23 protein-coding genes and 2 pseudogenes are annotated in these 21,728 nt (G+C 62.9%); 13 read left to right on the top strand and 12 right to left on the bottom strand.

Going from position 1 to position 21,728, the window contains the following annotated elements; translation table 11 throughout:
- The 3 genes from NKI24_RS19210 to NKI24_RS19200 all read left to right on the top strand — a co-directional run bounded on the left by NKI24_RS19210 (nucleotide 1) and on the right by NKI24_RS19200 (nucleotide 2,101).
- Nucleotides 1-762, top strand: a complete 762-nt coding sequence (locus NKI24_RS19210) for an ABC transporter permease (protein ID WP_352451914.1) — start codon at nucleotides 1-3, stop codon at nucleotides 760-762.
- A 170-nt stretch (nucleotides 763-932) separates the two neighbouring features.
- The gene (locus tag NKI24_RS19205) at nucleotides 933-1,424 is read left to right on the top strand and encodes a MarR family winged helix-turn-helix transcriptional regulator (protein ID WP_352451845.1); all 492 of its coding nucleotides are present in this window, start codon (nucleotides 933-935) and stop codon (nucleotides 1,422-1,424) included.
- Nucleotides 1,421-2,101: a GNAT family N-acetyltransferase gene (locus NKI24_RS19200; RefSeq protein WP_352451846.1), complete on the top strand. Its 681-nt coding sequence runs from the start codon at nucleotides 1,421-1,423 to the stop codon at nucleotides 2,099-2,101. The genes NKI24_RS19205 and NKI24_RS19200 overlap by 4 nt, the downstream gene beginning before the upstream one ends.
- A gap of 101 nt (nucleotides 2,102-2,202) precedes the next feature.
- Here NKI24_RS19200 and NKI24_RS19195 read toward each other — a convergent pair whose 3' ends face one another.
- The gene (locus NKI24_RS19195; RefSeq protein ID WP_352702101.1) at nucleotides 2,203-4,194 is read right to left on the bottom strand and encodes a PhoX family protein; all 1,992 of its coding nucleotides are present in this window, start codon (nucleotides 4,192-4,194) and stop codon (nucleotides 2,203-2,205) included.
- A 200-nt stretch (nucleotides 4,195-4,394) separates the two neighbouring features.
- Between NKI24_RS19195 and NKI24_RS19190 the strand changes: the two genes are divergently transcribed.
- The 3 genes and pseudogenes from NKI24_RS19190 to NKI24_RS19180 form a co-directional block, all read left to right on the top strand.
- On the top strand, nucleotides 4,395-4,733 hold the full coding sequence (locus NKI24_RS19190) for a hypothetical protein (protein WP_023679017.1): 339 nt from the start codon (nucleotides 4,395-4,397) through the stop codon (nucleotides 4,731-4,733).
- Between the two features lie 14 nt (nucleotides 4,734-4,747).
- Nucleotides 4,748-5,449, top strand: coding sequence for a phosphatase PAP2 family protein (locus NKI24_RS19185; protein WP_352451848.1), 702 nt, complete (start codon nucleotides 4,748-4,750; stop codon nucleotides 5,447-5,449).
- Between the two features lie 259 nt (nucleotides 5,450-5,708).
- Nucleotides 5,709-5,933 (top strand): annotated as a pseudogene (locus tag NKI24_RS19180) (sodium-independent anion transporter); the annotation flags it as partial.
- 36 nt (nucleotides 5,934-5,969) lie between these two features.
- Here NKI24_RS19180 and NKI24_RS19175 read toward each other — a convergent pair.
- Complete coding sequence (locus tag NKI24_RS19175; RefSeq protein WP_352451849.1) at nucleotides 5,970-6,830, bottom strand: SMP-30/gluconolactonase/LRE family protein; 861 nt, start codon at nucleotides 6,828-6,830, stop codon at nucleotides 5,970-5,972.
- A gap of 115 nt (nucleotides 6,831-6,945) precedes the next feature.
- Between NKI24_RS19175 and NKI24_RS19170 the strand changes: the two genes are divergently transcribed.
- Nucleotides 6,946-7,749, top strand: a complete 804-nt coding sequence (locus NKI24_RS19170; protein ID WP_352451850.1) for a helix-turn-helix domain-containing protein — start codon at nucleotides 6,946-6,948, stop codon at nucleotides 7,747-7,749.
- A 98-nt stretch (nucleotides 7,750-7,847) separates the two neighbouring features.
- Here the strand turns inward: NKI24_RS19170 and NKI24_RS19165 are convergent.
- The 3 genes and pseudogenes from NKI24_RS19165 to NKI24_RS19155 form a co-directional block, all read right to left on the bottom strand.
- Nucleotides 7,848-8,644, bottom strand: a pseudogene (locus tag NKI24_RS19165) (C40 family peptidase).
- Nucleotides 8,645-8,685: 41 nt separating this feature from the next.
- Complete coding sequence (locus NKI24_RS19160) at nucleotides 8,686-9,627, bottom strand: CHAD domain-containing protein (protein ID WP_352747409.1); 942 nt, start codon at nucleotides 9,625-9,627, stop codon at nucleotides 8,686-8,688.
- On the bottom strand, nucleotides 9,624-10,097 hold the full coding sequence (locus tag NKI24_RS19155) for a CYTH domain-containing protein (RefSeq protein WP_023679010.1): 474 nt from the start codon (nucleotides 10,095-10,097) through the stop codon (nucleotides 9,624-9,626). The genes NKI24_RS19160 and NKI24_RS19155 overlap by 4 nt, the downstream gene beginning before the upstream one ends.
- Nucleotides 10,098-10,185: 88 nt before the next feature.
- On the opposite strand from NKI24_RS19155, the gene NKI24_RS19150 reads away from it, so the two are divergent.
- The 4 genes from NKI24_RS19150 to NKI24_RS19135 are packed head-to-tail and all read left to right on the top strand — an operon-like array spanning nucleotide 10,186 to nucleotide 13,914.
- A complete protein-coding gene (locus tag NKI24_RS19150; protein WP_352451915.1) occupies nucleotides 10,186-10,902 on the top strand; it encodes a CerR family C-terminal domain-containing protein in 717 nt (238 codons plus the stop codon).
- Nucleotides 10,899-11,852, top strand: coding sequence for an HlyD family secretion protein (locus NKI24_RS19145; RefSeq protein ID WP_352747406.1), 954 nt, complete (start codon nucleotides 10,899-10,901; stop codon nucleotides 11,850-11,852). The genes NKI24_RS19150 and NKI24_RS19145 overlap by 4 nt, the downstream gene beginning before the upstream one ends.
- A complete protein-coding gene (locus NKI24_RS19140; protein ID WP_023679007.1) occupies nucleotides 11,849-12,769 on the top strand; it encodes an ABC transporter ATP-binding protein in 921 nt (306 codons plus the stop codon). The genes NKI24_RS19145 and NKI24_RS19140 overlap by 4 nt, the downstream gene beginning before the upstream one ends.
- Nucleotides 12,770-12,777: 8 nt before the next feature.
- Nucleotides 12,778-13,914 carry an ABC transporter permease gene (locus tag NKI24_RS19135; protein WP_352747435.1) on the top strand — a complete coding sequence of 379 codons (1,137 nt, stop codon included), beginning with the start codon at nucleotides 12,778-12,780 and terminating at the stop codon, nucleotides 13,912-13,914.
- Between the two features lie 36 nt (nucleotides 13,915-13,950).
- Here NKI24_RS19135 and NKI24_RS19130 read toward each other — a convergent pair whose 3' ends face one another.
- From NKI24_RS19130 to NKI24_RS19120, 3 genes are all read right to left on the bottom strand, one after another.
- On the bottom strand, nucleotides 13,951-14,604 hold the full coding sequence (locus NKI24_RS19130) for a glutathione S-transferase family protein (protein WP_352747404.1): 654 nt from the start codon (nucleotides 14,602-14,604) through the stop codon (nucleotides 13,951-13,953).
- 92 nt (nucleotides 14,605-14,696) lie between these two features.
- Complete coding sequence (locus tag NKI24_RS19125; RefSeq protein ID WP_352747401.1) at nucleotides 14,697-15,674, bottom strand: threonine/serine dehydratase family protein; 978 nt, start codon at nucleotides 15,672-15,674, stop codon at nucleotides 14,697-14,699.
- 206 nt (nucleotides 15,675-15,880) lie between these two features.
- The gene (locus tag NKI24_RS19120) at nucleotides 15,881-16,198 is read right to left on the bottom strand and encodes a hypothetical protein (RefSeq protein WP_352747398.1); all 318 of its coding nucleotides are present in this window, start codon (nucleotides 16,196-16,198) and stop codon (nucleotides 15,881-15,883) included.
- Between the two features lie 181 nt (nucleotides 16,199-16,379).
- Between NKI24_RS19120 and mbfA the strand changes: the two genes are divergently transcribed.
- Nucleotides 16,380-17,363 (top strand): iron exporter MbfA, encoded by a 984-nt coding sequence (mbfA, locus tag NKI24_RS19115; RefSeq protein ID WP_352451856.1) that lies wholly within the window; start codon nucleotides 16,380-16,382, stop codon nucleotides 17,361-17,363.
- Between the two features lie 6 nt (nucleotides 17,364-17,369).
- On the opposite strand, the gene NKI24_RS19110 is transcribed toward mbfA, so the two are convergent.
- From NKI24_RS19110 to NKI24_RS19100, 3 genes are all read right to left on the bottom strand, one after another.
- Nucleotides 17,370-17,714 (bottom strand): antibiotic biosynthesis monooxygenase family protein, encoded by a 345-nt coding sequence (locus tag NKI24_RS19110; RefSeq protein ID WP_352747395.1) that lies wholly within the window; start codon nucleotides 17,712-17,714, stop codon nucleotides 17,370-17,372.
- Entirely contained in the window at nucleotides 17,711-18,043 is a 333-nt protein-coding gene (locus NKI24_RS19105) for an NIPSNAP family protein (RefSeq protein ID WP_352747392.1), read from the bottom strand. Before NKI24_RS19105 ends, NKI24_RS19110 begins: the two co-directional genes overlap by 4 nt.
- Before the next feature lie 97 nt (nucleotides 18,044-18,140).
- A complete protein-coding gene (locus NKI24_RS19100) occupies nucleotides 18,141-18,356 on the bottom strand; it encodes a DUF1127 domain-containing protein (protein WP_352747390.1) in 216 nt (71 codons plus the stop codon).
- Between the two features lie 69 nt (nucleotides 18,357-18,425).
- On the opposite strand from NKI24_RS19100, the gene NKI24_RS19095 reads away from it, so the two are divergent.
- Nucleotides 18,426-19,100: an ArsR/SmtB family transcription factor gene (locus NKI24_RS19095; RefSeq protein WP_352747387.1), complete on the top strand. Its 675-nt coding sequence runs from the start codon at nucleotides 18,426-18,428 to the stop codon at nucleotides 19,098-19,100.
- A gap of 119 nt (nucleotides 19,101-19,219) precedes the next feature.
- On the opposite strand, the gene ligD is transcribed toward NKI24_RS19095, so the two are convergent.
- Complete coding sequence (gene ligD / locus NKI24_RS19090; RefSeq protein WP_352451861.1) at nucleotides 19,220-21,721, bottom strand: DNA ligase D; 2,502 nt, start codon at nucleotides 21,719-21,721, stop codon at nucleotides 19,220-19,222.
- Between the last annotated feature and the right edge of the window lie 7 nt (nucleotides 21,722-21,728).

Raw genomic sequence — 21,728 nt, 5'->3', positions numbered from 1 at the left:
ATGAATCTTCATGCGGTATGGGCGATCTATCGGGTGGAGATGGCGCGCGCCCTTCGCACTGTGCTGCAGAGCATCGTTTCGCCGGTCATTTCGACGTCGCTCTATTTCGTCGTCTTCGGTTCGGCCATCGGCTCGCGCATCACCGAGATCGACGGCATCAGCTACGGCGCCTTCATCGTACCGGGGCTGATCATGCTGTCGCTGCTGACGCAATCGATCTCCAACGCCTCTTTCGCCATCTATTTTCCGAAATTCGTCGGCTCGATCTACGAATTGCTGTCCGCGCCGGTGTCCTATCTGGAGATCGTCATCGCCTATGTCGGGGGCGCGGCGACAAAGTCGATCGTGCTTGGCCTGATCATCCTGGCGACGGCCTCGCTGTTCGTGCCGCTGACGATCGAGCATCCGTTCTGGATGCTCGCCTTCCTGGTGCTGACGGCGGTGACCTTCAGCCTGTTCGGCTTTATCATCGGCATCTGGGCGAAGAGCTTCGAGCAGCTGCAGCTCGTGCCGCTGCTGATCATCACGCCGCTGACCTTCCTCGGCGGCAGCTTCTATTCGATCAACATGCTGCCCGGCATCTGGCGCACGGTGACGCTGTTCAACCCGGTGGTCTACCTGGTCAGTGGGTTCCGCTGGAGCTTCTACGGCAAGTCCGATGTTTCAGTCGGCGTCAGCCTCGGCATGACGGTGGTCTTCCTGCTCATCTGCATAGCGATCGTCGCCTGGATCTTCAGGACCGGCTACCGGCTGCGCAACTGATCGAACGGGCCTCGTCCAGGCGAAGCAGCCTTATCGATCGACCTTTCCTTGCCGAAGGCGACATAGGCCTGCGCACGATGCCTGGAACTCGCGCTTGAACGCCTCGATCTTGCTTTTCATGCATTGTTATATATCATGTTATCGATGTTCACGGGGATGAAAATTGACCTATGGAAGACGTCATACGATCGCTTGGCTTCCTGTGCCTGGGCAGCAGGCTGAAGCGTATAGGCGAGCAACTGCAAGCGGAGGCGCAGCGCCTGCTCGACAGGCTGGATGTCCCGGTTCAGGCGAGCCAATACCCGCTGCTGGCCGCGCTCGACAGGCTGGGCCCACTGCCGGTCGGGGAACTGGCGCAATCCCTTGGGATCGCGCAGCCGGGTGTGACGCGAACCGTCTCGCTTCTGGCCGGATTGGGATTGCTCGAGGTCAGTCCGTCGAACGATGACCAGCGGCGCAGGATCGTCTCGCTTACTCGGGACGGCCGGCGGCTGGTCGATGTCGCAAAGCGCGACGTCTGGCCTTGCATCGAGAACGTGGTCGCGGATTTGTGCGCAGGTTTTTCGGGGCCGCTTCTTGAGCAGCTGGCTGCCATCGAGGACGGCCTCGCCGCTGCCCCTCTCGACCGTCGTGTAAATAAGCCTGAGGGTGCCGCGCAATGAGACATCTGCTCGACCGCCCTATCTGGAGCGCGCTTCAGACGCGACATCGGGCCTTCGCGGAGGGTGACAACCTCGCCATGCGATATCGGCCGTCGATCGTCCCTTTCGCCGCCACTGGCGCGGACGACCCGGAAAGCCTGCGGGCGCTCGAAAACCTTGTCTCCCCGGGCGAGAGTGTGATCCTGCTTCAAGCGGACGCGATTGCTCTGCCCACGGGGCTTTCCGCGACTTCGACCGCAGCCGGGGTTCAGATGATCGCCGAGCAGCCATTGCAGATCGTCTCCGACCCGCGCGTGCATCGTCTGACCCGAGACGATGCTGCTGAGATGCTCGCCCTGGCATTGCTCACCAAGCCTGGCCCATTCACGCTCGAAGCCTTGAGCCTGGGCGATTTTTGGGGTGTGAAAATCGAGGGCAGGCTTGCGGCAATGGCCGGCGAGCGCATGAAGCAACCTGGTTATACCGAACTCAGCGGGGTGTGCTCACATCCGGAATTTCGCGGCGGTGGCCTAGGAAAGCTGCTGTCCCTATTCGTGGCAAACCGGATAGTGGCGCGCGGCGAAGTTCCCTATCTCCACGCCTATGCCAGCAACGCCGCGGCCATAGCGTTATACGAGTCCATCGGCTTCAGGTTGCGAAGCACAATGAATGTGGCCGTGGTTCAGCGCACCGAATGATTAGTCGGCGCATGATGCGCAGCATGGATTCATCCCGTATCGGAAGGAAGGATTTCGTACGGCCGAAATCCTTCCTTGAGACTGCAAGATCTTGCTGCGTGTCAGACCGCGATCTTGCCGCCGCCTTGCCTGGTGATGGCAACGACCGCCGGGCGCACCGGCATGTCCGGCTTGAAGTCGGGCCAGCGCGTCGACAAATCCTCATAATAGGACGGACGGCCGAAAGCCTCCCAGTCCTCGCCGCCGTCGCCCGGATGCTGGACGGCAACGAAGGCGGTCTGGTCGTCCGGCGCAAACAGGGGACCGCACATTTCGGCGCCGATCGGCACGCGGAAGAACAGCTTTGATGTCGCCCGTGCCGTCCCTTCCGTATCGACAGCCCACAGACCGTCGGTGCGGCCGGTGGCTTTCGGGCCCTGGCCGTCGGTGGCGACCCAGAGGCGGCCGGCCGAATCTACCGTGCAATTGTCCGGCATGCCGAACCAGCCATTGGCGGTGGTTGCGGTCGAGAAGGTGGCGCCGACGTCGGCCACAGCGGGATCGCCGCATTTCAGCAGGATTTCCCACCTACCCTTTGTCGCGGTGAAATCACCGCCGTCCTCGACGATCTCGATGATGTGGCCAAAGGCGTTCTCGGCACGCGGGTTGGCGGCGTCGACCTGGTCGGCCTTGCGCTTCGAATTGTTGGTCAGCATGACGTAGACCTTGCCGTTGGTGGCATTGGGCTGGATGTCTTCCGGGCGGTCCATCTTGGTGGCGCCGAGCAGGTCGGCGGCGCGGCGCGTCTCGATCAGCACGTCGGCCTGGCTGTCGAAGCCGTTCTCCGCCGTCAGCGGCCCCTGGCCGAAGACGATCGGCAGCCACTCGACCGAACCGTCGTCGGCAAACTTGGCGACATGCAAGGTGCCGTCGTCGAGCAAATCCATGTTGGCGGCGCGGTCGTCCGGATCGAACTTGCCTGTGGTGACGAACTTATAGACATAATCGAAGCGCTCGTCGTCGCCGAGATAGAAGACGACACGGCCATCCTTGGCGACGATCGATTCGGCGCCCTCATGCTTGAAGCGCCCCATCGCGGTGCGCTTCCTCGGCGCCGAAGTCGGATCCTGGACGTCGACCTCGACGATCCAGCCGAAGCGGTTCGGCTCGTTCGGCTCCTTGCCGATATCGAAACGGTCGTAATGCGCTGCCCATTCATAGGCACCTTCGGGAATGCCGAGGCGCTTGTAATTGGCGGCTTCCTTATGCCCCTGCGGCAGCTCGCCCGAGAAATAGCCGTGGATGTTCTCCTCGGCCATGACATAGGTGCCCCATGGCGTGACGCCGCCGGCGCAATTGTTGATGGTGCCGATGACTTTCGTGCCGGTCGGATCGGCGCTGGTCTTGACGCGGTCGTGGCCGGCGACCGGGCCGGAGAGCGCGATCTCGGTGTTGGAGGTGATGCGGCGGTTGAGCTTGCCGTCGCGAACGACCTGCCATTTGCCTGATACCTTGCGTATCTCGACGATAGTGCCGCCATGCGCCGTCATCTCGACGTCGACTTGTTCCTTGCTGAGGGGCGCCTGCTTGGCCTTGCCGTCGATGATGGTGACGAGGCCCGGAAACATCAGGTGCGGATTGGTGTATTCGTGGTTGACCACCAGCAGGCCGTGCTCGGCCGAGCCGTCGATCGGGATATAGCCGACATAGTCGTTGTTGTAGCCGAATTGTCTGGCCTGGGCTTCCGCCGACTGTTTTGTCGGATCGAATTCCGGCGAATCGGCGAACAGCGGATCGCCCCAGCGCAGCAGTACATCGGCGTCATAGCCGGGTGCGACGTGATGCTTGTCGTCGATGCCGGCCTCGAGCTCGTCAAAAGCGAAGGCGGAGCCTTCGGCGGCGCGGGCATTGTCGGCGGTGATCAGCGCCAGCGGGCTGACGGTAGCGGCTATGGCCGAGACGGCAAGCGAACCCTTGAGGAAGCCGCGGCGTGAGAACCGCGCGGCGATGATCTCACCCATGGTGCGGTTGTCGGTGGGATTGGCTCCTGGCCCATCGTTTTCCTCGAGCAGGCTGGTGCGGAAATGGGCGTCAGGGGTGCGATGTTCGGTCATAGGGCCTGCCTCTGGCTGGATGGATTGCTGGAGCGTGTTGCCTGGCCAATCCGGTATTACCGGCAGGTCACAGTTTGATGACATGCCGGCTAATTGCCACCTGCGATTTCGTATCCAACATCGGCCCCGCTTGACCGCGACCGGCGCTTCGGAAACAAGAGCTGCGGCAGGCGGTAGGGACCGCATCGGGAGGAACAAAAGTGAGTTTCTGGGGACTTGGGCAGCTCTGCGTTTCGACGGTGATCTTCCTGCTGGCGGCGATGGCCGCAAAACAGTGGGGGCTGGCGCCGAGCCTCGGCAAGATTGTGCTGACGTTGGCGCTCTATTCGCTGGGCAATCTGATCATGCTGAGGCTGATCCGTGAATTCGGCATGTCGGTGTCGTTCAGCCTGTCGGCGGTGATCCAGCTGGTGTCGGTGAATGTGGTGGCGCTGGTCTTCTTCGGCGAGCGCGTCAATGCCTTGCAGGCAACCGGCATCGTGCTTGCCATCGCAGCTGTGGCGCTGATCACGCTCGGGCCCTATCTGCAAAGGCTGTAACTGCGATCGGGCCGATGAAGAAGATTGCAAGCAGGCTGCCCAACTGGCTGGAGTTCCCGGTTCTGCTGGCCGGGCTGGTCATTGCCGGCGGGCTGTGGGGGTTCGAGGAGCTGATGGAGCTGGCGCGGGCGACCACGCCGCATGCCTTCGACACCGAAATCCTGCTTGCCTTCCGCAAGGCCGGCCAGCCCGACAATCCGATCGGACCGGCGTGGCTGGAAGGGGCGATGCGCGACATCACCAGCCTCGGCAGCGCCAGCGTACTGCTGCTGATCACGGCAGCAATGATCGTCTATCTGCTTCTTATCCGCAGGCCAGGCGCGGCGCTTCTCATGTTCGTCGCGGTAGCGGGCGGCCAGCTCCTGTCAAGCGTGCTGAAATTCGATATCGACCGGCCGCGCCCCGATCTGGTCTCGCATCTCGCCGATGTGGCATCGCTTTCGTTTCCGAGCGGCCACGCCATGCTGTCGGCGGTGACGTATTTGACGCTGGGCAGCATGGCGGCGCGGGTTTTGCCCGGGCGCACAACGAAGATCTATGTACTCGGGCTGGCGGTGCTGACGACAGTGGTGGTCGGCATCAGCCGCATCTATCTCGGCGTCCACTGGCCGTCCGACGTATTGGCCGGCTGGTGCGCCGGCTTTGCCTGGGCGATGCTGTGCTGGCTTGCGGCACGGTTCCTGCAGCGATGGCTTGGGCGGGCCGACGGCACCTGACTCAAATCAGCCTGTTGATCAGGCCATGACCGCAGCCTGCCAGCAGGAAAACCATCGACAGCAAGGCTGTCGAGGTTGCCAACGCTTTGAATATCTTCACCCGCTCATCCTTTTGAAGTCGTGCCTGTGAAATCGGGATCGCAGTGGATGTCCCGCCAAACGATGCCGAGGTTTGTAGCATCACAGTGCATCGGCTGGCAAAGAGTGCTGCATGTTTGGAGGCAGACCATCAATCCTTGGTGCAGGAAGACGTCGCCGACCGCGCCAGCGCAGGAACTTCATCCTCGACTGTTCGGCGATGCCGTTCTTCGATTCAACGGCGGCCAATGTCATCGAGGGTGCGGCCCACAAGGCGAGCCGCGCCGGCGTTCGCTTCATTATATCAGGCGCTTCGCCGCAGATACGCCGCATGCTGATCAACCACGGCGTCAAGCGGCCGCTGGTGACTTATACCGCCTCGATCACGGATCGCGGGCGCAGCTGAAGAAAGCCGCGCCCGCCGCCTGAGCCGATGGCTGGCTTAGTCGAGGCCCAATGCCGCGATCTCGCCGTCGTTCATCAGCGGCACGAAGATTGTCGACTTGCCGTCGGTGCCGATGTCGGCGCTGCCCGGCTTGAACGTCGCAACCGCTTGCGGCGTGCCGCCGGCTTTGTAGCGGTAGAGCGTGCCGGTCATATACGCGGTGGCGTAGATGCTGCCGCCGATGGCAACGACGCCATCGAGGTTGGCAAATTTTTCCGCGCCGGGCAGTGGCGAAACGGCCTTGGTGGCAAGATCGACCGAGAGCAGGCCGCCCGGCTCCGCGGTGCTGAAGTCGGGCTTGATGCCCTTGCCCCAGGAAGCGACGATCAGTCGGCCGCCATCGGCGAAGATGCCATTCGGCGAAGCAAGCGCCGCATCCCTGACGAACAGTTCGGGCCGGTCGCCGTCGATGCGATAGATCGTATCGGCAAGCATATCCGTGACATAGATCTTGCCGGACGCGTCGGCGGTCACGTCGTTGAGGAAGACCGCGTTCGGCACGTCGATCGTCGATGTTAGCTTGCCGCTTGCGAGATCGACGACGCGCACATGGGTGAGGTCGGCGACGTAGAGTTTGCCGCCGACAATCGCCATGCCCTTGGGCGCGTCCATGCCGTCGGTCCAGTGTTGCGTGACTAGCTTGCCGTCCATCGACAGGATCGACAGATAGCCGTTGCCGTCGGCTTCGCCGGGATTGCCGACGATGTTCGAGACGACAACGCGCTGGCCGGCGGCGTCGAACAGCGCCGATTCAGGCTGCTCGAGGCCGCCGGTGCGCCAGAGTTCAGCGGCCTGAACTGCCGGCGCGGCCGCGATGCCGACCAGGGCGAGAAGTATCGAGGTGAAGAGGCTCTTCATGGCTAGTCTCCTGTAATGGACTGGCGGAGAGCTAGGCCTTTCGATACTTTTCGGGAAGAGCTATCAGGACTAGTACCGAAGGCTGATACCAAATCGTGCAAAAGAGGTGCATCCCATGAACGGCCTGATCTTCGAAGCGCTGAAGCGGACGCTTAAGGCAAAGGGCATCACCTATCGCGTCCTTGCCGAGCGGATGGGTGTTTCCGAGCCGACGGTGAAGCGCATCTTCCACGAGCGCAACTGCAAGCTCGACCGGCTGATGGAGATCTGCACTGCCGCCGGCGTAGAGTTGGAGAACGTGCTCGGCTCTATGAACAGAGGACCAGGACCCGCCAACCAGATCGCGCCGGAGATCGAGCGCAAGCTCGCCGGGCGGCCGGCACTGCTGTTCGTCTTTGTCATGCTTTCCGAGAAATTCACGCCCGAAGGCATCATGCGCTCACAAGGGCTGAGCGAGGCTTCGATGTTCCTCTATCTGCGCGAGCTCGAGGAACTCGGCCTGGTCGCGCTCGGTCGCGGCCTGTCGGCAAGGCTGCTGATCGAGGCGCCGATCCAGTGGAATTTCGAGGGGCCATTGCGGCCGCTGTTCGAGACGACCAACAAGAATTTCATCGGCTGGGCCATCACCCATCTTGAGCGCGAGTCGACGTTCGTCAGCTTCTCCAGGCGGATGCGGCCGGAAACGGCGGAAATGGTCAGGCGCGAGGCGGAGGAATTGGCGGAGCGCGCCAAATTGCTTGCTCATCACGACCAGCACACGACGCCTGAAGACCGACTGGTCGGCTACAAATGGACGTTTGCGTTCGGCGCAACGCCGTTCCCGGTGATCATGCCGATCGGGCCGCATCCGCGCGACGCAGGCGCACGGACCGACGATCGAGTTGCGGCTGCCGCAAACGGACGACGTCTGCCGGCCTAGGTCAAAATGCAGAACGACCGAGTCCGGGCTGTTGGCGGCAGCCAGTCTGACTGAGCTTCTTACCCCTGAGTATCGGCCGCAAACACAAGATCGAGCGGCTATTCGGCGGTCTTGTTCGCCACCTTGTCATCCCAGACCATCTGCCGGTAGTCGAAGCCGTATTCCAGCGTCGGCTTGACAATACGGAAATAGGGCGACAGGTCGAAATCGCGCGGCGTGTAGAGCGAGTGATGGCGGATGTGCAGGATTTCCCTGCGCGAATAGCTCGACTGGGCCGAGGCACGGCCAGGCGCCCGGGTAATCTCCGGCAGGATCGGGTAGCGGATCAGGCCATACGCCTCGGCGATCAGCGACGAGCAGATGGCGCGCGTCGGGTCGCCGGAACCGAAAGCCAGCATGCGGCGGCGCCAGCGCACCGGCACCGGCGGCGTCGGCAAGAAGTAGCGCAGCATGTCGAATATGTTCTTGAGATCGTATCTGAAACCGAGCCTGCCGATCATGAACGCGACGACCGCTTCGCGGTCATCCGGAGCCAGGCCACTCGCACGGCAGATGCGGGTGTTGTAGCTGCGATAGCGCGACAGCGGCACGGCGATGCAGCCATCGCCGAGCGTGACCTCGATCAGGCGCCGCCGCTCCGATCCGTCCTCCGGCTCCGGTAATGCATCGCCGACATAGAAGGCGGCATGCGACCAGGTCGACTGGGTGAGGTATTTGATCGCCGCCGAGATCTTCTGGTTGCCTTCGATGAGCAGGATGTCGCCGGGCTCGAGCGTGCGGCGCAACGTTTCGGCGTCCGACGGCGTGTAAGGCTAGTAGCCGGACGATTCCTCCTGCAGCCGGCCGGCAAGCCAGCGGCCAGTCGGTCCAGAAGCGTGTCGCCGGGCTCGGTCATGCCAGACGGCGATTACCACAAGGCGGCAAGTTAGACCATGATCAGCCCACGCCAGGCGTGCCGGCGTCTTGGTGCGCAACTGTGAGATCTTCGCGCGCCTTACGGGCGAGCTTCCTCGTCGAGCGCTTCGGGCTGTCGCCGAAAAGCTCGACCGCCTCGGCGAGGCAGGTCTTTTTCAGGCTCTTTTCCGAACGCTTCAGCAGCTTGGCAAGCAACCGCGTCTCTTCAGCAGGACCGAGCGGCTGGTCCTCGGCATCTAGAAGCGCGCGCATGACGAACACATCGTGCAGCTCGCCAAGCCGCTCGCCCAACTCGTTGACGGCCTTGCGCCGCGTCTTGATCGGCGTCGGCCACAGCCTGCCGAGCAGCGACAGGTGCATGCCATGCGTCTTGGCCGCCTTGCGCAGATCGTGAAAGTCATCGGCTTCGCCGCGCGAAGCCGCCTTGTCCAGCGCTTTCCTGGCGCGGCGCAAAGTGGTGCGCGCGCCTTCGGCGAGCACGTCGGCAGCCTGCTCCGGCTGGTCGGGCAGAGCGAGCTTGTCGATCCGGGCGACACCTTCCTCGCAAACGGAAATCGCCGCGCCTATCGCAGCATCGAGGCCTGCTCCGCCATGCAGTTCATGCTGGCGCGCGACGAGCCTGTCACGCACGGCACCGAGGCCATCGCCGGCACTTTGCTCGGAAAAGCTTGCCGCCAGCCGGTCGATTGTTTCCACCAGTGCGGTCGCCTCGCGCGAGCCGGCAAGCAGGGCCGCCACCTGGCGGTAGCACTGATTCTCCGTCACGCAGAATGTTTCGTCTCCGGAACGGACAAGGCGCAGCAAGGCGCGGACGTTCTTCAGCCGTTTGCGGCATTTGTGCAGCCCCTGTTCGGGCCTGTCACGCGCGGCGTCCAGATGGACAAGCGCCTTGCCGATCTCCTCGGCGAGGATGCGCCTGACCTCTCCGGTCAGCGACATGCGCGGATCGATACGAAAGCTCATGCGACGATCTCCGGAATCCCCCCAAGGGCGAGCGACGCGTTGTAAAATCTTGGCTCGCCGGTGACTTCACGGCCGAGCCAATGTGGCAGCATTTCGTCCTGTACATCATCCGGCGTCTCGAGCTCGGCGATCACCAACCCCGCAAGCGTCCCGCCGAAGACATCGACTTCGTAGCGATAGCCGCGGTGTCTAACATGGTGGCGTGTCTTCTCGATGACATGTCCGATGGCAAAGGCCTGCATCTCCTGCGCCTCCGCCAAAGGTACCGGATATTCGAATTCATCGCGCTCGCGTGCCTGGCTGCCGAACTTGAGCGTCAGCTTGGCGGCCGCATCGTTGCTGATGCGCACACGCACCGTGCGGCTGGGTTCGGCGACTAGATAGAATTGACGGATATGAATGTCCGCCTCGACCATTGCCCGCCATTCCTCACCTGAGACCAGGAACTTACGCTCGATTTCCTTGCCCATGGCCAGGCACTAAAGCGCGCACGGCCAGAGTTGGCAAGCCGCTTGACCGCACTTGACTTTAATCATTCGATTGATTAAATTGTTGACCATGATCAAATCGCCCAGCGCCAGCGGCCTTCCTCATGAGGCGCCCAAGACCGCCGCGGATGTGACGCGGACGGCACTCGTGCGCGCGGCGCTGAAGCTGTTCGGACGCCAGGGTTTCGACGGCACGTCAACGCGCCAGATCGCGGCCGAGGCCAAGGCCAATATCGGCTCGATCGCCTATCATTTCGGCGGCAAGGAAGGGCTCCGCAACGCGGCGGCCGACTACATCGTCGACACCATCCAGATCGTTGCCGGCCAAGCGATCGGCAATCTGCAAGCGCCGGCCGCGGCATTGGCGGACACCGAGGCCGCGCGGGCGCATTTGGCCGTCGCACTGGAGCGGATGGTCGCCTTCATCGCGGCAAGGCCGGAAGCCGGCGAGATTGTACAGTTCGTCCTGCGTGAGCTGTCGCATCCAACCGCCGCGCTCGACCGTATCTATGATGGCGTGTTCGAACCGGCGCATCACCGACTCTGCCTGATCTGGGAACAGGCGACGGGCGAGCCGGCCGAGAGCGAGCGCACAAAACTCACTGTGTTCACGCTGATTGGCCAGGTCGTCTATTTCCGCATCGGCCGCGAGGCGGTTATGCGCCGGATGGGCTGGCGCGAGATCGGCAATGACGAGGCCGGAAAGATCGCGGCGGTGGTGACGGATAATCTCAGCGCGATTTTGGCTCGGCGCGATTTGGCTGCCCGAAAGGATCGTGGATCATGAGCCTGCTCTGTTCTTTGCCGCTTGCCGCCCAGGTTTTCAGCGCCTGCGCGCCGGCAGCACCGCTCGCCGTCGGCTACGTCGAGGGCGATTATGTCCTGCTGGCGCCGATCGAGGTGGCGCAGGTCGAGACGATTGCGGTCAAGCGCGGCGACCGCGTCGCGCCCGGCACGCCGGTGGTGACGCTGGAAAACGCCGACGCCAAGATCGCCATCGCACAAGCCGAGGCGGCCCTTGCGCAGGCCCAGGCGCAACTTGCCGACCTGCAGGTCGGCAAGCGGCCGGAAGAGATTGCGGTGCTCAAGGCGCAGGTGGACATGGCCAAGGCGCAAGCCGCCGACGCCAAACGCCGTTACATCCGCGCCAGCGATCTGTTCAAACGCGGCACCGGCACACAGGCCGACTACGACACGGCTTCCGCGACGCTGGAGACGGCCAACGCGCAGGTCGGCCAGGCGGAGGCCAATCTCGCCGTCGGTGGCCTGCCGGCACGGCCGGAGACGATCAAGGCCGCCGACAATCAGGTCAGGCAGGCGCAGTCGGCGCTGGAGCAAGCGCAATGGCGGCTGTCGAAGCGCGTGCTGACGGCGCCCTCGCCCGGCCGGGTCAACGATGTCATCCGCTATCCCGGCGACACGGCCGGGCCGACCGCGCCGGTCATCTCCATACTGCCGGATGGCGCGGTGAAGCTCAGCGTCTATGTGCCGGAAAGCGCGTTCTCCTCGGTCGATGTCGGCACGCTGCTCAACGTCCATTGCGACGGTTGCGGATCGGGCGTGAAGGCTCGCGTCAGCTACGTGTCGCCGGATCCGGAATTCACGCCGCCGGTGATCTACTCGCTCGAGACCCGGCAAAAGCTGGTCTATCTGGTCGAAGCGCGGCCGGAGGGCGACGCCAGCGCATTGCAGCCCGGGCAGATCGTCGACGTCGATCTGGCGGACATCGGAAAATGAACGTCATCGACGTGCACGGCCTGGTCAAGCGCTTCGGCGACAAGACCGTCGTCGACCATGTGACTATGGCTGTGGCCGAGGGCGAGATCGTCGGCTTCCTCGGGCCGAACGGCTCGGGCAAGACGACGACCATCCGCATCATGTGCGGCTTGCTGACGCCGGATGAGGGCGAAGGCACGGTTCTGGGCTTCGACATCCGCACCGACAGCCTGCGGATCAAACGCGAAGTCGGCTACATGACGCAGAGATTCTCGTTCTACGAAGATCTGACGATCGGCGAGAATCTCGAATTCGTGGCACGGTTGTACCGGCTGAAGCCGCTCGACGAGCACGTGGCTAAGACGCTTGAGGAGCTCGGCCTGACATCGCGCAGGAACCAGTTGGCCGGTACCCTGTCCGGCGGCTGGAAGCAGCGGCTGGCGCTGGCCGCCTGCATCATGCACAAGCCGAAACTGCTGCTGCTCGATGAACCGACGGCGGGCGTCGACCCGAAGGCCAGACGCGAATTCTGGGACGAGATCCACCGGCTGGCGAGCGGCGGCCTGACCGTGCTGGTCTCCACCCACTACATGGACGAAGCCGAGCGCTGCCACCGCATCAGCTACATCTCCTACGGCAAGATGCTGGCCACCGGCACGGTCGAGGACGTGGTGAGGAATGCCGGGTTGACCACCTTCGTCCTGCAAGGGCCGCGGCTCGATCAGGTCGCTGCCGCACTTCATGGCCGCCCCGGCGTCGACCAGGTGGCGCCGTTCGGCGCGACGCTGCATGTCGTCGGCTCCGACAGGACGGCACTTCAGGCAGCGCTCGCCGATGTCGAGAAAGAGCACGAGGGCGTTACGGTGACGCCCGGCGAGACCAGCCTGGAAGATGTGTTCATCCAGTTCATGTCCGGTTCGAAGGACAACATGGGATGAAAAATGGGATAGACAGCATCTTTTCGTTCGCCAGGCTAGGCGCGCTGCTGATCAAGGAGTTCATCCAGATGCGGCGCGACCGCATCACCTTCGCCATGATGCTCGGCGTACCGCTGATGCAGCTGGTGCTGTTCGGCTATGCCATCAACAACGATCCGAAGAGCCTGCCGGCAGCGCTGGTGACGATGAGCAGCGATCCTTACACGCGGGCCATGGTTTCGGCGCTGCAGACCACCGGCTATTACCGCTTCGACCATGTTGCGCAAAGTGCCGCCGAAGCCGAATTCCTGATGGCGCGCGGCGACGTCGCCTTCGTCGTCACCATTCCCGCCGATTTTGCCCGACGGGTCGAGCGCGGCGACAGCCCGCAGATCCTGATCGAGGCGGATGCGACCGACCCGGCCGTCGCCAGCGGCGCCATCTCGACGCTCGGCACCGTCGCCAACCAGGCGCTGCTCAGGGCACGCGGCATGCAGGAAACGGCGGCCGAGGCTGCCCGGGGCCAGCTCCAGGTGGTGGTGCACCGGCGCTACAATCCGGAAGCCGTCTCGCAATACAACATCGTGCCCGGCCTGCTCGGCGTCATCCTGCAGATGACGATGGTGATGATGACCTCGATCGCGCTGACACGCGAGACCGAGCGCGGCACGATGGAGAACCTTCTGGCGATGCCGTCAAGCCCGCTCGAGATCATGCTGGGCAAGGTGCTGCCCTATCTGGCGGTAGGCGCCGTGCAGGTGCTGGTGGTGCTGGCAGCCTCGAAGCTTCTGTTTGCCATACCCTTCACCGGATCTATGTCGCTGCTGTTGACGGCGGTCCTGATCTTCGTCTTGGCGCTGGTGCTGCTCGGCTACACGATCTCGACGATCGCCCGCACGCAGATGCAGGCCCTGCAGCTCACCTTCTTCTTCTTCCTGCCGTCGATCATGCTGTCCGGCTTCATGTTCCCCTATCGCGGCATGCCGGACTGGGCGCAGGTTTTCGGCGAAGTGCTGCCGCTGACGCATTTCCTGCGCATTATCCGCGCGGTGATGCTGAAGGGCGCCGAACTGCCGGCGGTGGCAACGGAGATCGGCTGGCTGGTGGTGTTCGTGGCGCTGTTCGCCGGCATTGCGCTGGTGCGGTTCCGCCGGACGCTGGATTAGGGTCGAACTCGATCCGCTTGTGCAAAAGATCGAGATTCACACGGACTTGGCCTGGCCCGGGACCGGTGTCAATTCAGGCGCATTGAGCCCTTCGAAGGGATCGCGCCAGGCGTCGATTTCTTCGAGTTGAAGATACCAGCGACTGACAGAGGGATAGTCATCGAGCGGCAATCGGGCGACATCGTTGAAGGGCAGAAACGTCGCCATTCGAAAGTCGGCGTAGGAAACCGAATTGCCGACCAGCCAGTCGCGCTCAGAAAGCTCGGCATCAAGTATTGCAGCGGCGGTACTGAAGTCCCTCAGGCCCTCCTCAACCCGCGCCTGATCTATCGGGCCGAGCCCATAGCGCTGTTTGGTCCCGCGTTCGAAATGCACGACATCGCAGGCTCTTGCGAAGTTCTCTTTCCCCCAACTCAGCCATCGGATCATCTCGGGCTCGTCGTCGCCGGCGCGCCAGAAATCCGAATGCATATCGCGCGAAAGCCGACAGGCTATGGCGTCGGCCTCCCAGAGGCTTTTTCCCGAACCTATAAGGATGGGCAATGAAAGATTTGGATTGAGCGGCCGAAATCGCTCGGCCTGGCCCGGAGCGAAGGGAGAGGCGAATTCAAACTCGACCTTGGCGTTGAGATACCGTGCCACCGCGACCGCGAGGCGAGGATTGGGATTGCGGCTGAAGAACAGTTTCATTGATCTCAGTCTTTGAAGCGTACCGGTTCGACCGGGTACAACGGACGCTTGAGCACCTCGAATCGGCACATGAGCTGGAACTGGTTGCTATCCTAGCCGGCAGCAATGATCTCGGCATAGGTGCTGAGATCGACATTGCCGCCGGAGAGCACCACGGCAATGGATTTCCCGGCAAGGTCGATCTCGCCTGACGACAGCGCGGCCAAGCCGACGCAACCGCCAGGTTCGACGACCAGCTTCAAGCAAGCCATCGCATCGCGCATCGCCTGTGCCACCGCCTTGTCGGAAACGGCGATGGCGCCCGCGAGATTCTTGCGGTTGATCTCGAAAGTGATCGCACCCGGCTCGGCGACGAGAAGGGCATCGCAGATCGAGGTGGGGCCGGGCGCGTTCGACACCCTGGCGCCTTTGATCAGCGAACGGCGTGTGTCGTCGAAATGCTCGGGTTCCACGGCCCAGACGGCGGTGCCCGGCGAGGCGTCCTTGACCGCGATCGAAATGCCGCTGCTCAACCCGCCGCCGCCGCAGGGAACCACTACCGCATCGAGGCTGACGCCAAGCGCTCTTGCTTGGCGCATCAATTCGAGGCCGATCGTGCCCTGGCCGGCGATGATAGCCGGATCGTCGTAGGGCGGCACCAGGACCATGCCGTTTTCCACGTAAGAACGGACGACGGCAGTGCGATCGTCGCGGACCCGGTCGAAGGTGATCACTTCGGCGCCCATCTTCCTGACATTGCCGACCTTCATCGCCGGCGCGTCGGTAGGCATGGCGATTACGGCCTTGACGCCGAACATCGCCGCCGCGGCGGCGACGCCTTGCGCGTGATTACCCGACGAGAAGGCGACGACGCCGCGGGCGCGTTCTTCCGCCGAGAGCGAGGAGAGCTTGTTGTATGCACCGCGGAACTTGAACGAGCCGGTGCGCTGCAACGTCTCGGGCTTGAACAGGATCCTGGCGCCGAAGCGCTTGTTCAACTCCGGCGATTCGATCAGCGGCGTTTCGACGATCAGTCCGGACAATCGCGCTGCTGCGCTGTGAATATCGGCGATGCCGGGAGGGGTGGTCATGGCTAGGGTCCTGCAAGAGATGAGACCGCCTATGCTGCATGGAAAGGGAGGCGGCGCACCAATGAAAAAATGTGACCGTTACAATTCGTCCTTGGAGGCAGGAGAGTGGGGCGTGACTGTCCCCACCGCCTCCTCGGCCCTCTGCCATGCATTCGTCGCTTCAGTCGACAAATCGTTGTCGATTGACCGGCATAGCCTGCCGCTCCTCACCCCAACAGCGTCTTTTGCCGTTTGGGGCCGCCCATCTTGCGCCAGGTGTTGAAGCGGTGGGTGGCGGCGGCGAAGGAGATCTTCATCTGTTGGGCGACCGAATAGCGCGACTTGCCCTCGTCGAACAGCCGATAGCAGCACTCGACGCCCTCCTCGGTCAACTTGCCGTCGGGAGCCTTGTTGTGCGGATTGGCGGGATCAAATTTTTCGACCTGCTGCTCGACTAGGCCTTTCAGGCGCTGCAGATCCGCCACAATATTAGCGATAAGGTCGAGAACCGGTTTGGGATCAAACAGCTGCTGTTTTTCCGGCATCTGCGGCGTTCCTTTTTCTTGGTTGAGATTCGGTTATATAAGTGAACGTTTGCCGATAGCAACGGCGATGTGTTCGGAATTTTGAAGCCTGTACCTTTTGAGCATGAGTGGAGCGCACACGATTGACCGGCGACGTGCGAGGTCATAGTTTAGAACTATTCTAAACTAGGGTGAATTTCTCATGCTTTCCCGCGTTTTCGGCTTCGGCCGCCGTCCCTTTGAATCGCTCTCGGAACAGGAGATCCTGGCGCTCGCCATCTCCTCCGAGGAGGATGACGGGCGCATCTATCGCGCCTATGCCGACGGGCTGGCGGAGAGCTTTCCGCAATCGGCCAAGGTGTTCGAGGAGATGGCGGAGGAGGAGGACGGCCATCGCGATTCGCTGATCGAGCTTTACCGCAAGCGTTTCGGCGAGCGCATACCGCTGATCCGGCGCGAACATGTGAAGGGCTATTACGAACGCAAGCCGGACTGGCTGGTGAGGCCGCTCGGCATCGATCATGTGCGCAGCCAAGCCGAGGCCATGGAGCGGCAGGCCTACCTGTTCTATATCGAGGCGGCCAAACGCACAGGCGATGCGTCGACGCGAAAGCTGCTCGACGACCTGGCGATCGCAGAACAGGGCCACGAGACACTGGCGCAGCGGCTGGAGCAAAAGCATGTGCCGGGCGCGGTCAAGGACGAAGAAACAGCAGCCGAGCAGCGCCAGTTCATCCTGACCTATGTCCAACCGGGGCTGGCCGGGCTGATGGATGGCTCCGTGTCGACGCTGGCGCCGATCTTTGCCGCCGCCTTTGCCACGCATGATACGTTCCAGACCTTTCTGGTCGGGCTTGCCGCCTCGATCGGCGCTGGCATCTCGATGGGTTTCACCGAGGTGGCTTCCGACGACGGCAAATTATCGGGCCGCGGCTCGCCGGCAAAACGCGGGCTGACCGTCGGCGTCATGACGACGCTGGGCGGGCTCGGCCATGCGCTGCCCTATCTAATCCCGCTTTTTTGGACGGCGACCATTGTCGCCGCCGTGGTGGTTTTTTTCGAGCTGTGGGCGATCGCCTTCGTGCAGAACCGCTACATGCAGACGCCATTCTGGCGCGCCGCCTTCCAGGTGGTGCTGGGTGGCGCGCTGGTGTTTGCGGCAGGGGTGCTGATCGGGAATGCCTAACAGTCCTTAACCATTTACCGCCTGGCTGTCCTGAGGCGCCTCGGCGCGTTCGGTCAGGCCGTAATCGCGCACGACATGGGCGATGCGTAAACGATAGTCCGCAAAGATACCGCCGCGCCCGGCCTTCTGCGCCTGCCGATGTTCCTGCGTGTTGCGCCAGGCCTTCACCGCGTCCTCGTCGCGCCAGAAGGACAGCGACAGGATGTGGTTCGGATCGGCAAGGCTCTGGAAGCGCTCGATCGACAGGAAACCGTCGATGCCGTCGAGCAGTGGGCGCAGGTCGGCGGCGATGCCGAGATAGGCATCGCGCTTGCCCGCCGCCGGCTCGACCTCGAAGATGACGGCGATCATGGCTTCACCAAAGGAGCATGCGGCCCGGAGGCCAGCTTGAGGAAGATGCGGTCCTCCTTCAGGATGAATTTTTTCCGCCGGGCGAACTCGTAATTCGCCTTGCCGGCGGGATCGGCGGCGAGCCGGGCGCGGTAGGCTTCGTAGGCCGCAAGACTGTCGATGTTGTAGGCGGCATAAGCCGTGGTGGCCGAGCCTTCGTGCGGCGCGAAATAGCCGATCAGATCGGCGCCGCAGCGCGGGATCGCCTGCCCCCAATTGCGTGCATATTCCTCGAACGCCGCCTTGCCGAACGGATCGATCTCGTAGTGGATGAAGCAGGTGATGGTCATTTTCGCCTCCTTAGCGGTGGATGTTTTCTGGCGGTCACAGTTCGAGCCGGGTCGAAACGTTCCGAAGATCGATATGCTAGGCAAATTCGCTGGCCGGTCAGGTTTGCCAGAAGGATTTCGCGCACTCGCGGCGGACGTCTTCGGGTGTCAGGCCAAGGTCACGCAGCAGATGATCGTCGATCTCGGCGAGGTCGAGACGCTGCAAATGACGGTCGGACCACCGCTTCAGGAGCCGCAGCCGCAAGCGGCGCAAGACAATGAACGGGAACGGCCGGCGAGCAGGCGCGGCGCTGAGAATGGTCCTTGCAGGCATCGTTGTCTCCTTGATTTGCATCGAGACTAATGCTTTATCTGACGAGGATGCTTCGATGAGGAACGAACTATGCGCGAAGGACCTGACATAGCCCGCATTGCCAGCCTGGTGGGCGATCCGGCGCGGGCAAACATGCTGTCCGCACTGATGGGCGGCACGGCACTGACGGCGAGCGAACTGGCACTCGAAGCCGGGGTGTCGCTTCCGACAGCGAGCTCGCATCTGTCGAAGCTGATGGAAGGCGGGCTGCTGACACTGGCGAGCCAGGGGCGGCACCGCTATTACGGCCTCGCAGGCCCGCAGGTGGCGGGAATGATCGAAGCCATCACCGGCGTTGCCGCTGCGGTCGGACCGCAGAGGGTGCGACCCGGCCCTCGCGACGCGGCCATGCGCGTGGCGCGGGTCTGCTACGATCACCTCGCCGGCGAGCAGGCGGTGGCGATGCTGGACCGTCTTGTGGCTCGACAAGTGCTCCTGCGCGACGACGAGGTGATCCAGCTTGGGCCGTCGGCCGCCTCGCATTTCGCCGCGATCGGGATCGACATCCATACCAAAGCGCGGCGACCGGTGTGCCGCGTCTGCCTCGACTGGAGCGTGCGGCGTTCGCATCTTGCCGGCGCGCTGGGCGCCGCCATTCTCGACAAGGTCCTCGCCGAGAAATGGGCACGGCGCGAGAAGGACAGTCGTGCCGTGATCTTTTCACCGGTAGGCAAGCAAGCCTTCGAGAAGACGTTTCTCGCCTGACGGCGTGCTTCGATGCGCTAGAACGGTTCGTCGTTTCACGGAAACGCCGAACCGCTGTATCTTTTTGTTTTGAAGCATGTCGTTGTCGCAAACCGCTGCACATTTTTGCGCGACATGCATTAGCCGCGCTTGAGCGGCTTGGCCTGCTTGAAAAAATCCGCCCAGGGATCGGCTTGCCCGAGCCGCTTCAGCGTCGTCTTGTCGCCGATCGGAAAGGCGTTCGGCGGCAATCCGGCCTCGATTTCCGCCCAGGTCACTGGCATCGATATCGTGGCGCCTTTTTTGGCGCGCGACGAATAAGGCGCAACCGTGGTGGCGCCGCGGCCGTTGCGCAGATAATCGACGAAAATCTTGCCGGTGCGCGCCCTCTTCGACAGCGTCGCCGTGTAGCGGTCGGGCGCGGCCTGTTCGAGCGCTCGGGCGAACTCATGGGCGAAGCCTTTGACCTCGTCCCAATCCGCCGACGGCTTCAGCGGCACGACGACATGATAGCCCTTGCCACCTGACGTCTTGACGAAATTCGGCAGGGACAGTTCGTCGAGCCGGCCGCGGATATCGAGCGCCGCCGCGCGCACCGCCTTCACGTCGACGCCCTCGTCCGGATCAAGATCGAAGATGATCTGGTCGGGTTTTTCCAGATCGTTGGTGGTCGAGCCCCAGATGTGGATCTCGACGACGCCCAGTTGCACCAGCGCCGCGACGCCGTCGAAATCGCGGACGAACAGGATTTCCTCGCCGTCCGTCGGATCCTTCATCACAGCTATTTTTTCACTCATGCCCGCTGAGGCATGCTTCTGGAAAAACCGTGGGCCGCCAACGCCGTCCGGCGCCCGCACGAGGCTGAGCGGCCGGTTGATGATGAATTGCTTCATGCGCGGCCAGACCAGTGCGTAATGGTCGACTAGATCCTGCTTTGACACCTCCTCCTGCGGCCACAGAAGCTTGTCCGGGCGAGACAGCGTAACCGACGTTTTCGCCGTCCCGGCGGGTTTGGCGGGCTTTGCCTTGGGCTGCTCTGCCGGAGCTGAGCGTGCTTTCGGTTTCTCCTGCACGACTTCCTCCGCCGGCTTGTCCTCGCGCAATCCCTGGAACGACGCGTGGCGTATTATACGGTCCGACGTCCAACTGCGAAACTCCACTTCGCCGACAAGTTCGGGCTTGACCCAGACCAGCCCCTTGCCCCTTGGCACCGCCCTGTCGAAGGGCGAGGACGTCGTCTTTAGCGCATCAAGCCTCTTCTTCAACTCGTTGGTGCTTTTGGCCGTGAAGCCGGTGCCGACGCGGCCGGCATAGCGCAGCTTGCCGCCCTCGTGATAGCCGACCAGCAGCGAGCGCAGGCCGCGCCCGGTCTTGTCCGACGGCATATAGCCGCCGATGACGAATTCCTGGCGCGCCGTGCATTTCGACTTCACCCACGAGGGAACACGACCGCTGCGGTAGGGCGCATCGGCACGCTTGGAGACGACGCCTTCGAGCCCCAGCCGGCAAGCATGCTCCAGCATGATCTTGCCGGGCTCGGCAAAGTGGTCGCTGAAGCGCACAGCCTGATCCTCGGCCTGTCCGGCGAGCAAAGTGCGCAGCCTTTCCTTGCGCTCGACCAGCGGCTCGGAACGGATATCCTCACCGTTGAGACGCAACAGGTCGAAAACGTAGTAGATGAAACGATCCGTGCGGCCCGCCGACAGATCTTGCTGCAGCAGCGAGAATGACGACACGCCATTATCCGCCAGCACGACGATTTCGCCGTCGATGATGGCGTCGGTGCATTTCAGGCCGCCAAGTGCGGCGACAATCGCGCCACCGAATTTGTCGGTCCAGTCGAGGCCGGTGCGCGTCAAAAGCCGCACCTCGGTACCGGCAAGCTGCGCCTGCATGCGATAGCCGTCGAACTTCACCTCATGCAGCCAGTCCTTGCCGGGCGGCGCGTCCCGCTCCAGCGTTGCGAGCGCCGGTTCGATGAATTCGAGCCGCCTTGCCGCGACTGCCTTCTTGCCGGTAGCCGGCCTGTCGGACTGCCAGACGCTTGGCTTCTTGCCGTCGGCGGTCTTGCCTTGGCCGACCTCCTCGATGGTCAGGCCGGATTTCACCGATTGCGGCGCCTCCTGCAAAATGTCCTCGCCCGGACGCGCGGCGGCATCGTCGGATTTGATCAGCAACCAGTTGTCACGCTTTTCGCCCGGACGCGGCTTCAGCCGCACCAGATGCCATGCGCCATGCAATTTGTGGCCATGCAGTTCGAAACTGATATGGCCTTTCTTCATCGCCTTTGCCGGGTCGCCATCGGGGACCCAAGTTCCCTCATCCCAGACAATGACCGAGCCGCCGCCATATTGGTCCTTCGGGATGGTGCCTTCAAACGGCGCATAGTCGATCGGGTGGTTCTCGACATGCACGGCGAGCCGCTTTTCGTGCGGGTCGAGGCTCGGGCCTCGCGTCACCGCCCAGCTCCACAGCACGCCGCCGTGCTCGAGACGAAGGTCGTAGTGAAGCCTGGTGGCGGCATGCTTGTGGATGACGAAGATGCCACCCGGCACGGCTTTCTTGCCGCGCGAAACCTTGCCGGCTGGTTCGGCCGTCTTCTTGAAATTGCGCTTGGCGTGATACTGCTCGAGGCCGGCCATGGGCGGA

Origin of the sequence: Mesorhizobium sp. M0701 (genome assembly GCF_040320365.1) — a bacterium.
Taxonomy (GTDB): domain Bacteria; phylum Pseudomonadota; class Alphaproteobacteria; order Rhizobiales; family Rhizobiaceae; genus Mesorhizobium.
This window is presented reverse-complemented; position numbering and strand designations above follow the sequence as displayed.